At 56.0% G+C, this 12,792-nt stretch carries 11 protein-coding genes and 1 riboswitch; of the genes, 3 read left to right on the top strand and 8 right to left on the bottom strand.

All coding sequences use genetic code 11. The features are described 5' to 3' along the window. Nucleotides 1-204 precede the first annotated feature (204 nt). Together murI and btuB are read right to left on the bottom strand one after the other, a co-directional pair. Nucleotides 205-1,056 (bottom strand): glutamate racemase, encoded by an 852-nt coding sequence (murI, locus tag HV355_RS13015; protein WP_108417925.1) that lies wholly within the window; start codon nt 1,054-1,056, stop codon nt 205-207. Beyond that, nucleotides 1,001-2,848 (bottom strand): TonB-dependent vitamin B12 receptor BtuB, encoded by a 1,848-nt coding sequence (gene btuB / locus HV355_RS13010; protein ID WP_089601528.1) that lies wholly within the window; start codon nt 2,846-2,848, stop codon nt 1,001-1,003. Before btuB ends, murI begins: the two co-directional genes overlap by 56 nt. A gap of 65 nt (nt 2,849-2,913) precedes the next feature. Then, a riboswitch (cobalamin riboswitch) is annotated at nt 2,914-3,090 on the bottom strand. A gap of 104 nt (nt 3,091-3,194) precedes the next feature. Here btuB and trmA point away from each other — a divergent pair. Continuing rightward, a complete protein-coding gene (gene trmA / locus HV355_RS13005; protein WP_108417926.1) occupies nt 3,195-4,295 on the top strand; it encodes a tRNA (uridine(54)-C5)-methyltransferase TrmA in 1,101 nt (366 codons plus the stop codon). 90 nt (nt 4,296-4,385) lie between these two features. Here trmA and HV355_RS13000 read toward each other — a convergent pair whose 3' ends face one another. Further along, entirely contained in the window at nt 4,386-4,745 is a 360-nt protein-coding gene (locus HV355_RS13000) for a YijD family membrane protein (protein WP_042713638.1), read from the bottom strand. A 9-nt stretch (nt 4,746-4,754) separates the two neighbouring features. Beyond that, nucleotides 4,755-5,393, bottom strand: coding sequence for an HTH-type transcriptional repressor FabR (gene fabR / locus HV355_RS12995; protein WP_008501784.1), 639 nt, complete (start codon nt 5,391-5,393; stop codon nt 4,755-4,757). Between the two features lie 196 nt (nt 5,394-5,589). Here fabR and sthA point away from each other — a divergent pair, with 196 nt between their 5' ends. Beyond that, on the top strand, nt 5,590-6,990 hold the full coding sequence (gene sthA, locus HV355_RS12990) for a Si-specific NAD(P)(+) transhydrogenase (protein WP_042713640.1): 1,401 nt from the start codon (nt 5,590-5,592) through the stop codon (nt 6,988-6,990). Here the strand turns inward: sthA and oxyR are convergent. From oxyR to argC, 4 genes are all read right to left on the bottom strand, one after another. Beyond that, entirely contained in the window at nt 6,973-7,890 is a 918-nt protein-coding gene (gene oxyR / locus HV355_RS12985) for a DNA-binding transcriptional regulator OxyR (protein ID WP_014172176.1), read from the bottom strand. The two genes, sthA and oxyR, sit on opposite strands and share 18 nt — an antisense overlap. 350 nt (nt 7,891-8,240) lie before the next feature. Beyond that, nucleotides 8,241-9,614, bottom strand: a complete 1,374-nt coding sequence (argH, locus tag HV355_RS12980) for an argininosuccinate lyase (protein ID WP_182402142.1) — start codon at nt 9,612-9,614, stop codon at nt 8,241-8,243. Nucleotides 9,615-9,688: 74 nt separating this feature from the next. After that, the gene (argB, locus tag HV355_RS12975) at nt 9,689-10,465 is read right to left on the bottom strand and encodes an acetylglutamate kinase (RefSeq protein ID WP_182402140.1); all 777 of its coding nucleotides are present in this window, start codon (nt 10,463-10,465) and stop codon (nt 9,689-9,691) included. A gap of 6 nt (nt 10,466-10,471) precedes the next feature. After that, nucleotides 10,472-11,476 carry an N-acetyl-gamma-glutamyl-phosphate reductase gene (gene argC / locus HV355_RS12970; protein ID WP_182402138.1) on the bottom strand — a complete coding sequence of 335 codons (1,005 nt, stop codon included), beginning with the start codon at nt 11,474-11,476 and terminating at the stop codon, nt 10,472-10,474. An 88-nt stretch (nt 11,477-11,564) separates the two neighbouring features. Between argC and argE the strand changes: the two genes are divergently transcribed. Then, nucleotides 11,565-12,716, top strand: coding sequence for an acetylornithine deacetylase (gene argE, locus HV355_RS12965; protein WP_028014830.1), 1,152 nt, complete (start codon nt 11,565-11,567; stop codon nt 12,714-12,716). The last annotated feature ends 76 nt before the right edge of the window (nt 12,717-12,792 follow it).

The raw sequence follows: 12,792 nt of genomic DNA, 5'->3' as shown, positions 1-12,792 counted from the left end.
CCCGTATATTACGTTTTCCTCATTCAGAGTCAAGCAATTATTTTTACTTTTCTCTGTTGGCGTTCATCTCTGAACCCCGCTAACCCGGCGGCCTGCAAGCCGTTGTTCCGTGTCAGTGGAGGCGCATTATAGGGAGTTCTCAGACGTTGACAACCCCTCTTTTAAAAAAAACGTTTAACCGTCTCTTTTTTGCGCAAAACTGTGTCAGAGCGCCAGTTTTTCGAGCGTTTCAAACCCATAACGGCGTAAAACGGGTAAAAGTTGCTCAGTTTCTTTTGTTATCGCCATACAAAAAGCGATATTCGCGTCAGACGATTTTGCATCCGGCGCTTCATGTTCCAGCAGCCAGGCCGTGCGTCGAGCGATGGCAGCACCAGAATCCACCAGCCGAGTTCCTTCCGGGAGAACCTCTAACAGTTCTTCCTGTAATAGAGGGAAGTGAGTGCAGCCCAGCACAACCGTATCCGGTGGCTCCGGCATCCGCAGCCACGGGCGAAGAATGCGACGCAGCTCGTCGAGTGATACCGCCTTTCCGTGCAACTTGGCTTCCGCCATCTCCACCAGTTCTGCCGAACCCAGCATGGCGATCTGGCACTCATTGGCGAAACGGTCAATGAGCTCGCGCGTATAAGGACGTTTTACCGTGCCACGCGTGGCCAGCAAACCGACGATACCATTCGCCGTCAGACGTGCAGCGGGTTTAATTGCAGGCACAACACCCACAACCGGGAACGGGAATTTTTCACGCAGGGCAGGAAGCGAGACCGTGCTCGCCGTATTGCAGGCAATAACCGCCAGCGCCAGGGGATAGCGCTGTTGAACCGCAGTGACGATTTCAACCACACGCTCCACAATAAAGTCTTCACTCTTTTCCCCATACGGGAACGCGACGTTATCGAAGGCGTAGATATAATGGAGATCCGGCAGCAGATGCCGAATCTCATCATAGACCGAAAGCCCACCGACGCCGGAATCAAACACCAGCACGGTGGGACGCGGATTAGAAGGTGTAGCTGCCAGACAAGGTGTATTCCCGTCCTGCAGTTTGATAGCCATAAACTGTCTCGTAATCTTTATCGAACAGGTTGGCTATTTTACCACGAACTGTGAGGTGAGAGGTGACAGGATATGAAACTGCGGCATCCCACAGGCTTACACCGCCCATTTTAACCTTTTGATACGGATAGGTTCCGAAGTTGGTGTCGTAACGCGTCCCCAGGTAATGGTAAGTCAGGCTCCAGTCGAGATCATAGATCTGGGTATCGAGCTGGTACTTCACCTGCTGCTTAGCACGACGATCAAGAAGTTCATTGGTCGTCGCATTACGCGCATCAACATAGTCATATCCGACGGTATGCATCACAGGGCCAGTGTCAAATGACGCCGTGGCTTCTACGCCTTTAATGCGTGCTTTGCCGACGTTGTAATATTCCTGGAGGTTGTTATTGAAGTCGATAAGATTATCGACATCGTTACGGTAAGCGGAAACACGCCAGCTCACACCTGCCGTAAGCCCCTCGAATGCACCTTCCCACTGCTTGCTTTCTTCTGGATCAAGATGGTCGTTGCCATAATAGCCGTAAAGCTGCCCTAAATTAGGCGCTTTATATGCCGTGCCGTAAGAGGCGATAAACCGATAACCCTCAATGAATTCCCAGGCGGCACTGCTCTGCCAGGTACCATGGCGACCAAACTGAGAGTTATCGTCGCTACGGGCTGCTCCTTCGAGGGTAAAGTCGCCTAATTTTTGCAACCCGGTCAGATAGACGCCCGTATTACGCAAGTCGTAGCCATTCGTGACATAGTTTGTGTTGGGTTCAGTGCTCTGTTTCTGCCAGTCGACACCCGCGCCAATGTTGCCGTGTCCGACGTCAACGGAGTTGGTCCACTGAACGTTGTACTGTTTGATTTCATCCAGCGTCGCCGTGGAGTCATAACGCCCCAGATGCGGATCGTAGTTAAAGTCTTTGCTGTGGCTGTAGCTGGAGAGCAACTGTGAATGGAAGATATCCTCGTTAAAGCGCAACCCGGCATCCCATGTCTGACTATACAACTGGCGGGTATCAACCAACACATCAGGTGTAAATGCGCTGTAATAGCCGTCATAAGCGGTACGGTTGCTGTAGCCATAACCGCGCACAAAGCCACTCCACTGCTCAGAGAATGTATGTTCCAGCGCGCCGTATAGCGTTTTATTCATATAACCGTCGCGATCGGTCTGAGCAAGACCACCGTTGTTGCCGTCCGCGACCACATCAAAACCTTTGGTATAGGTGTAATCACCTGCCAGCGTCACGCGCGTGCTGTCGCCTAATGTTTGCTGCGTGCTGCCACCATAATTTTGGTAACCGTGCGAACCTACTCCCGCGTTCAGCGTTGTACCGTCTTTTGCTCGCGTGGTGATAATGTTCACCACGCCGCCAATCGCGTCTGAGCCATACACAGCGGAACGTGGTCCACGAATGTATTCGATTCGCTGTACCAGGGCGATCGGGAACTGGCTGAGATCTGACGATCCCGTGACACCCGCCTGGTTAAGGCGAATACCATCGACGAGAATCAGGACGTGACTGGAGTTGGTGCCACGTATAAAGAGAGAAGAGAGTTGCCCCATCCCGCCATTTTGCGCCGTATCCACGCCGGGCAAGCGGCGCATGACATCGATAACGGTCGTGGATTGCCAGCGATCAATATCTTCACGCGTTACAACCGAGGTTGCAGCCAGAACAGATTTTTCAGGTTGTTCAAAACGATTTGCCGTCACCACCAACGAGTCGGCACTATCCTGCGCCCAGCCCGAAAATGCCGTGACGGACAACGCCGTCAACAGCGATACTTTTTTAATCATTGTTAAAGCATCCACAATATAAGAAGGATGCCGCAGGCCTCATCCATAGCACGCGATGATGAAACCAAATGCGACGTGATCCCGGCAGGTCTTCGGGCTAGGTGGCGTTATACGGATGAAGACTTCCCATTTTCACAGTGTCTACAACTCTCATCCCGCCAGTCTTTACCGCTGCGCGTCAGCTCCAGATTTACACTGGATTCCCTTTTCACTCTCAGGAGACCGGAAACAGAATGCTACAATTAGACACGTATAGATGTCCAGATAGCTATTGGCCATTAAATCTGGACATCCCCTGAACAATGCCTACAATCCCCGCGTAATTCTTTATCACTCAGGACGCATCATGACCCCAGAACACCTCCCGACAGAACAGTACGACGCGCAGCTGGCAGAGAAAGTCGTCCGCCTGCAAAGTATGATGACGCCTTTCAACGCGCCCGTTCCCGAGGTGTTCCGCTCTCCTGTCAGCCACTACCGCATGCGCGCCGAGTTCCGCATCTGGCACGACGGCGACGACCTGTACCACATCATTTTCGATCAGCAGACGAAGTCCCGTATCCGCGTGGACAGCTTTCCGGCGGCGAGCGAGCTCATTAACCAGTTAATGAAGCTGATAATGGACGGCGTGCGCAACAACCCTGTGCTGCGCAACAAGCTGTTCCAGATTGACTACCTGACCACGCAAAGCAATCAGGCGATTGTCTCTCTGCTGTATCACAAAGCCTTGAACGACGAGTGGCGCGAGCAGGCAGAAGCGCTGCGCGATGCGCTGCGCGCGCAGAACATCAACGTTCACCTGATTGGCCGCGCGACCAAAACTAAAATCATGCTCGACCAGGACTACATCGACGAGCGCCTGCCGGTAGCGGGTAAAGAGATGGTGTATCGTCAGGTCGAGAACAGCTTCACCCAGCCGAACGCCGCAATGAACGTGCAGATGCTGGAATGGGCGCTGAAAGCGACGGAAGGGTCTAAGGGCGATCTGCTGGAACTGTACTGCGGTAACGGTAACTTCTCGCTGGCGCTGGCGCGTAACTTCGATCGCGTGCTGGCCACGGAAATCGCCAAGCCGTCGGTTGCCGCCGCGCAGTACAACATTGCCGCTAACCATATCGACAACGTGCAGATCATTCGTATGGCGGCAGAAGAGTTCACGCAGGCGATGAACGGCGTACGCCAGTTTAACCGCCTGGAAGGGATCGATCTGAAGAGCTACCAGTGTGAGACGATTTTTGTCGACCCGCCGCGCAGTGGCCTGGACAGCGAAACCGAAAAGATGGTGCAGGCGTACCCGCGCATTTTGTACATCTCCTGTAACCCGGAGACGCTGTGCAAGAACCTCGAAACATTGAGCCAGACGCACAAGGTTGAACGTCTGGCGCTGTTCGATCAGTTCCCGTATACGCACCATATGGAGTGTGGCGTACTGCTCACGGCGAAGTAATGTGGGCCTTGTAGGGCAGGTAAGCGAAGCGCCACCTGCCAAAAAAGCCGGATGGCGCTTCGCTTATCCGGCCTACAATGACAAAACCCTTTACTCTGGTAACTGGCTCTTGCGGCTACGCATGCGCGAACCAATCCAGAACACCAGCGCCACAGACAGTACCGCCGGCAGGAAGTTAGAGCCGATATCCGGATACTCCGCGCGCACCACGGTGCTATACAGCAAGACGCCCAGAATAAAGCAGGCAGCGGCCAGCCCCGGTAACCCCACCGGCATGGTGCGGTTCAGGTAACGTTGATGCAGGCAGTACACCGTCAGCACCAGCGCAATAAGCGGGAAAATCGAAAACGGCACGATTGAGCTAAAAATAGCGGCAAACGTACCATTAATGGATAAGCCAGCGATCAATGCCAGCAACAGCGTCCCTTTATCCTGACCTGACTGTTTCATTACTCACCTTCACTCTTCGGTTTGATGTGCCAACTTCTCTTGTTCACGGCGATACCAGTAGTACGCACCTTTCGAAATCATGCGCAGCTGCAATACCAGTCGCTCTTCGAGCTGCTTGCGTTGTTCAATGCTGACATCCAGCGCTTCGGCACCTGCGCTGAAAACAATCGTCACCATGGCTTCGGCCTGTGCTTCAGTAAACGCACGCGGCATATGGTTTTCGAGTTCCAGATAGTCGGCAAGTTCCGCGATGAAGTGCTGAATTTCACGCGCGACGGCGGCACGAAACGCCGCCGAAGTGCCCGAACGCTCGCGCAGAAGCAGGCGAAACGCGTTGGGGTTATTGCCGATAAATTCCATAAAGGTCGACACGGAGGTGCGGATCACGCTGCCCCCTTTAGCGATACGCTGACGCGCCTGGCGCATCAGCTGCCTCAGCATTAACCCGCTCTCATCGACCATGGTAAGGCCCAGTTCATCCACATCACGGAAGTGACGATAGAAGGACGTTGGCGCAATTCCGGCCTCGCGTGCGACTTCGCGCAAACTCAAACTGGCAAAACTCCGCTCAGCACTCAGTTGACTGAATGCGGCTTCCACCAGCGAACGCCGGGTTTTCTCTTTTTGTTGTGCTCTTACGCCCATCACGATAGTTGAATCCTTCCAAAGGCCTGATGGCACTATACCAGAGAATAAAATTAATCTGTTTGCCTGGCTTTGTGAATGATTGTTTACGTGCGGTTTGTGCTCCACTGCCGGAAAAAAGCACAACGATAATTGGGTTACTCTGGCAATGATGTTATGATTCTGTTGCTTTTATGTATAAGAACAGGTAAGCCTTGCCATGCCACATTCCTACGATTACGACGCAATAGTTATTGGTTCCGGCCCCGGCGGCGAAGGCGCTGCTATGGGTCTGGTGAAACAGGGAGCCAGAGTAGCGGTCATTGAGCGCTACCATAATGTCGGCGGCGGTTGCACCCACTGGGGCACCATCCCTTCGAAAGCCCTCCGCCACGCCGTTAGCCGCATTATTGAATTTAACCAGAACCCTCTCTACAGCGACCACTCCCGACTTCTTCGTTCCTCCTTTGCCGACATCCTGAATCACGCGGATACCGTCATTAACCAGCAGACGCGCATGCGTCAGGGGTTTTATGAGCGTAACCACTGTGAGATTTTGCAGGGCAACGCGCATTTTGTGGATGAACATACCCTGGCGCTCGAATGCCACGACGGTTCGGTTGAAACCCTCACCGCCGAAAAATTTGTTATCGCCTGCGGTTCACGTCCATACCATCCGGCAGACGTGGACTTCTCGCACCCGCGCGTTTACGACAGCGACTCCATTCTCAGCCTGCAGCACGAACCACGCCATGTGATCATCTATGGCGCGGGCGTGATTGGCTGTGAATATGCGTCGATATTCCGCGGAATGGAGGTCAAAGTTGATCTCATCAACACCCGCGACCGCCTGCTGGCATTCCTCGATCAGGAGATGTCAGACTCCCTCTCCTATCACTTCTGGAACAGCGGCGTAGTCATTCGCCACAACGAAGAGTACGAGAAGATCGAAGGCTGCGACGACGGGGTGATCATGCACCTGAAGTCCGGCAAAAAGCTGAAAGCCGACTGCCTACTGTACGCCAACGGCCGTACCGGCAACACGGATTCACTGAAGCTGGAAAATATCGGGCTTGAGACCGACAGCCGCGGTCAGCTGAAGGTCAACAGCATGTACCAGACCGCGCTACCGCACGTTTACGCGGTCGGCGACGTGATTGGTTACCCAAGCCTGGCCTCTGCCGCTTACGACCAGGGGCGCATTGCCGCACAGGCGCTGGTAAAAGGCGAAGCGACGGCGCACCTGATCGAAGATATCCCAACGGGGATCTACACTATTCCTGAAATCAGTTCGGTCGGTAAAACCGAGCAGCAGCTGACGGCAATGAAGGTGCCTTACGAGGTGGGACGTGCCCAGTTTAAACATCTGGCGCGGGCGCAAATCGTGGGGATGAGCGTAGGTACGCTGAAGATCCTGTTCCATCGAGAGACGAAAGAGATCCTGGGTATTCATTGCTTCGGTGAACGCGCGGCGGAAATCATTCATATCGGCCAGGCAATAATGGAGCAGAAAGGCGGTGGTAACACCATCGAGTACTTCGTTAACACCACCTTTAACTACCCGACGATGGCGGAAGCCTACCGGGTAGCTGCGCTGAACGGCTTAAACCGCCTGTTTTAACGCGTTGTCAAAATGGCCATCCATCGAACCACGGATGGCCTCTGCCAGCTGCTCATAGCGGCTGCGCAGCGGTGAACCCGGACGATAAACGAGGCCAATAGTGCGACGCGGCTCCGGCTTGATGCACGGCAGATAGACAACGCCATCACGCTTACGCTCGCGCGGCACGGCCAGCGCAGGCAGCAGCGTAATTCCGCTTCCCGCCGCGACCATATTACGCAGCGTTTCCAGACTGGTTGCGCGGAAATGGGTATCCTCATCCGCACCCGCTTCGAAGCAGAAACCCATCGCCTGATCGCGCAGGCAGTGGCCATCTTCCAGCATCAGCAGCTTTTCACCGGCCAGATCGGCCATCGGCACGCGATCGCGGTTCGCCCACGGGTGATCTTCATAGATCGCCAGCATCATCGGCTCATCGAACAGCGGCACTTCAATAAAGGCTTCGCTCTCTTTCACCAGCGCCAGAATGGCGCAGTCGAGCTTGCCGCTATCTAACTGCGCCAGCAGCTGATGCGTTTGCGCTTCATGCAGGTACATTTCGAGTTTCGGGAACGTCTGGTGCAGCATCGGGATGATGTGCGGCAACAGGTACGGGCCAACGGTTGGGATCAGGCCGATATGCAGCGGGCCGGACATCGCCTCCCCCTGCTGGCTTGCCATTTCCTTGAGCACTTTGACCTCGCGCAGCACGGTGCGCGCCTGATCCACCAGCAGCAGACCTGCCTGTGTGAACAGAACCTTACGACTGGTGCGCTCCAGCAGCATCACGCCTAGCTCGTCTTCCAGCTTGCGGATCTGACCGCTCAGCGTGGGCTGGCTGACGTGGCAGGAATCTGCCGCGCGGCGAAAGTGACGATGCTCGGCTAACGCTACCAGGTATTCAAGATCACGAATATTCATTATTCATCCTCCGTCGCCACGATAGTTCATGGCGATAGATAGCATAGCAACGAACGATTATCCCTATCAAGCATTCTGTTGAATAATACACCACATAGACGAGGCGGCACGTGTTTGACCCTTGACGTCCCCGCACCGTCAGCGAGTTTCTCTCAAAACTCGAACAACTAAAGCCAACGTGAACTTTTGCGGACCCCGTGGTCCGCTTTTTTTTTGCGTAAAAAAGCCTGGCGCTAAGCCAGGCTCTGTTTTTCCCTCACCCTAACCCTCTCCCAGAGGGAGAGGGAACCGATCGAGCCCCTCTCCTCGTGGGAGAGGGGTTGGGGTGAGGGCATCACACCGCAATATTGTCAAACCAACCGGCTCTTCGCATCCGCAATCGCCTGCGCCACCTGCTTCGGCGACACGCCGCCTTTCGCCGCACGCTTATCCAGACAAGACTGCAGGGCCAGAATCGGATACACATCGTCTCCAATCACCGCGCTGAATTTCTGCAGGTCGGCAAGCGCCAAATCCTCCAGCGGTTTACCCTGATGAATGGCTTCTACCACCGCTTCACCGACAATATGGTGCGCCTCGCGGAACGGTACGCCTTTCGCCACCAGGTAGTCCGCCAGCTCGGTGGAGTTTGCATAGCCCTGCTGCGCCGCTTCCTGGCAGCGCGGACGTTTCACCTGAATGCCGTCCAGCACCAGCGCGCCCATATGCAGACAGTCCAGCCAGGTGTCGAGCGCGTCGAACAGCCCTTCTTTGTCTTCCTGCATATCTTTGTTGTACGCCAGCGGCAGCCCTTTCAGGGTCATCATCATGCCGGTCAGCGCACCCTGCACGCGGCCACACTTGCCGCGGATCAGCTCCAGCGCGTCCGGGTTTTTCTTCTGCGGCATCAGGGATGAGCCTGAGGTCACGCGGTCGGACAGTTCGACGAAGCCCGCTTCGCCAGAGTTAAAGAAGATCAGGTCTTCGGCAAAGCGCGACAGGTGCACCATCCCGATAGAGGCATTGGAGAGCAGCTCCAGCACGTGGTCGCGGTCAGAAACGCTGTCCAGGCTGTTACGGGTGGCGGAGGCAAAGCCCAGCCAGCCTGCCAGCTGTTCACGGTCAATTTCATACGCCGTACCGGCCAGCGCGCCGCTGCCCAGCGGGCTGACGTCCAGGCGCTTCAGTGTATCCTGCAGACGGCTTTCGTCACGCGCCAGCATCTCAACGTAGGCCAGACACCAGTGCGCAAAGGTCACCGGCTGGGCGCGCTGCAGGTGGGTATAACCCGGCATCACCGCGTCCTGATTGTTCTGCGCGGTCTCCACCAGCGCACTCTGCAGCTGACGGTTGGCCGCCAGCAGTTCGCCAACGGTATGTTTACACCACAGCTTCAGGTCGGTGGCGACCTGATCGTTACGGCTGCGCCCGGTGTGCAGCTTTTTACCCAGTTGGCCGACTTTGTCGATCAGTTTGCCTTCCACCCAGCTGTGAATATCTTCAGCATCGCTTTCGAGGATCTGCTGCGGGTTAAGACGCACCTCTTCCAGCAGATTGTTCAGCGCGTCTTCCAGCTGTAGTTGTTCGTCTGCGGTCAGTACGCCCACCGTCACCAGCGCTTTGGACCAGGCCACAGAGCCGACAATATCCTGTTCGGCCAGGCGGTAGTCGAAGCGCAAAGAGTCGTTGAACTGTTTGAACCGCTGATCCGCTGCCTGTGTAAAACGCCCACCCCAAAGTGCCATAACATGATTCCTTTATTCGTTAGTTCTGCCGGGTGGCGCTTCGCTTACCCGGCCTACGGTCATTCAATAAAAACTTAGGCTAAAATACGCGTGCCAATCGGCGTGCCGTTGAACAGCGCCGGGAGCTGCTCCGCGTGACGCCAGGAGGCGATATCCACAGGGCGGCCCAGCGTGCGCGCCGCATCCAGCGCGGCGTTCACTTTAACGATCATGCCGTCGGTAATAATGCCCTGTTCGATCAGCTGCTCGGCTTTGGCGGCGGTCATTTCCGCAATGCGCTGGCCTTTACCGTCCAGAATGCCGCTCACGTCGGAGAGCAGGATCAGGTCCGCACCCAGCGTTGCCGCCAGTGCCGTCGCCGCCTGGTCAGCGTTGACGTTCATCAGCTCGCCCTCTTCGGTCACACCGATAGAGCTCACCACCGGCAGGAATCCGCCTTCCAGCAGCGTATTAATCAGCTTAGGCGAACCTGGCTGCGCCAGTCCAACGTGGCCGAGCTCTTCGTCGAGCTGGCTCACTTTTACGCTGTCGCCATCGCCCAGATAGAGGCCAACAGAGGCAATGTGGTGTTTCTTCGCCCACGCCAGCAGCGTTTTGTTCGCCGTACCCGCCAGCGCACCGGTAATGATGTCGATCTGGTCAGCAGGCGTGACGCGCAGGCCGTTCTTCTTTTTCACCGGCAGGTTGAGTCCTTTCATCAGCTCGTCCACCACGCAGCCGCCGCCGTGCACAATCACCAGCGGACGTTGGTGTGATTCACGATAGTTCACCAGCGCGGTAAACAGACGCTCCAGCGCTTCTTCGCTGTCCAGCAGTACACCACCGAGTTTGATAATTAATGGGTTCATCATCACACCTTAAATAAGAGCCTGCGTTTCCGGGAAACCGAAACGAATATTTGCACACTGCATTGCCTGTGCGGCAGCGCCTTTGAGTAAGTTATCTTCTGCGGCCACCACAATTATATGCTCGCCCTGCACGGCAAAACCGATATCGCAGAATGGCAGGCCGACCACGTTTTTCAGCGCCGGCACGCCTTTGTCGTACAGACGTACCAGCGGTTTATCCGCGTACGCCTGCGTGAAGGCCTCGCTCACCTGCTCTTTGGTCACGCCCGGCTTCAGGCGGCAGGTAATGGTTTCGAGGATCCCACGCGGGAAGCTGCCCAGATGCGGGGTGAAAATCACCTCGGCGCCCAGATGCGTCGTGATTTCAGGGTGATGACGGTGATTAAACACGCCATACGGCTGAAGGCTCACTTCGCAGAAGCTGTTGGAGATAGCGGCCTTGCGCCCTGCTCCGCTCACGCCGCTGGTAGCGTTGATCACCGGCCACTGGTTGAGATCCAGCAGGCCCGCGTCGATCAGCGGCTTCAGGGAAAGCTGCGCCGCCGTCGGGTAGCAGCCCGGCACGGCAATCAGGTTCGCTTCTTTCAGCTTGTCTGCGCTCCACTCCGCCAGGCCGTACACCGCTTTTTCAAGCAGATCAGGGTGCTGATGGGTGAAACCGTAATATTTTTCGTAAAACGCGCCGTCGTTAACGCGGAACGCGCCGGAGAGGTCGAAGACTACGCAGCCAGCCGCCAGAAACTGCGGCGCCAGGTCGTGACTGACCTCGTGCGCGGTGGCTAAAAACACCACGTCGACGCCGTCGGTAAACTCGCTGATGTCAGACATTGGCTGCAGCGGCAGATCGACAATGCCCCTAAGCTGCGGATGCAAATCGGAAATTAACTTTCCTGCATCATTGCTTTGCGCTGACACGGTCAAAGCGGTTATGGTCATATGTGGATGGCGATTCACGTAGCTTACAAGCTCTGCGCCCGCATAACCGCTAGCGCCTACAATCAGCGTATTCAACATCGGGTTCCTTTATGCTCAACGTTAATGTATTTTTATTCACATTTATTGCATGAATATTGATACTATCACGACCTAAGGTGTGTCAACAATGAAAATGAACTTACCGCCATTTATCGAGATCTACCGCGCCCTGATTGCCACTCCGTCCATCAGCGCAACGGAAGAAGCGCTGGATCAGAGCAATGAGTCTTTAATCAATCTGCTGGCGGGTTGGTTTAGCGATCTTGGGTTTAACGTTGAGGTTCAGCCCGTCCCCGGAACACGCCACAAATTCAACCTGCTCGCCAGCACCGGTACCGGTGCGGGCGGCCTGCTGCTGGCCGGTCATACCGACACCGTACCGTTTGACGATGGCCGCTGGACGCGCGACCCGTTCACCCTGACCGAGCACGACAACAAGCTCTACGGCCTGGGCACCGCCGACATGAAAGGCTTCTTCGCCTTTATCCTCGACGCGCTGCGTGACGTGGACGTGACGAAGCTGAAAAAGCCGCTCTATATCCTCGCGACCGCCGATGAAGAGACCAGCATGGCGGGCGCGCGCTACTTCTCTGAAAACACGTCGATTCGCCCGGATTGCGCGATCATCGGCGAGCCGACGTCTCTGCAGCCGATTCGCGCGCATAAAGGCCATATCTCTACCGCCGTGCGCGTGCTGGGCCAGTCCGGCCACTCCAGCGATCCGGCGCGCGGCGTGAACGCCATCGAACTGATGCATGACGCCATCGGCCGCATCATGACCCTGCGCGACGACCTGAAAGAGCGCTATCACTACGAGGCGTTCACCGTGCCGTATCCGACGCTAAACCTCGGCAGCCTGCACGGCGGTGATGCCTCGAACCGCATCTGCGCCTGCTGTGAACTGCACATGGACATCCGCCCGCTGCCGGGCATGACCCTGAGCGATCTCGACGGCCTGCTGAATGAAGCGCTGGCCCCGGTGAGCGAACGCTGGCCGGGCCGCCTGACGGTCTCGGAACTGCACCCGCCGATCCCGGGCTATGAGTGCCCGCCGGATCACCAGCTGGTCCAGGTGGTGGAAAAACTGCTCGGCGAAAAAACCGACGTGGTGAACTACTGCACCGAAGCGCCGTTTATTCAGACCCTGTGCCCGACGCTAGTGCTTGGCCCGGGTTCCATCAACCAGGCCCACCAGCCGGATGAATATCTGGAAACCCGCTTCATCAAGCCCACCCGCGAACTGATTACCCAGGTTGTGCATCACTTCTGCTGGCATTAAAACGGCCCCGAAGAGTCCCCTCTCCCTGTGGGAGAGGGTTAGGGTGAGGGCAATAAATCGCATGATCTCCGTCACA

Source organism: Enterobacter sp. RHBSTW-01064, assembly GCF_014103035.1.
In the GTDB taxonomy this organism is placed as follows: domain Bacteria; phylum Pseudomonadota; class Gammaproteobacteria; order Enterobacterales; family Enterobacteriaceae; genus Enterobacter; species Enterobacter mori.
Note: the sequence above shows the minus strand (reverse complement) of the source record. Positions and strands in the feature narration are given on the sequence as shown.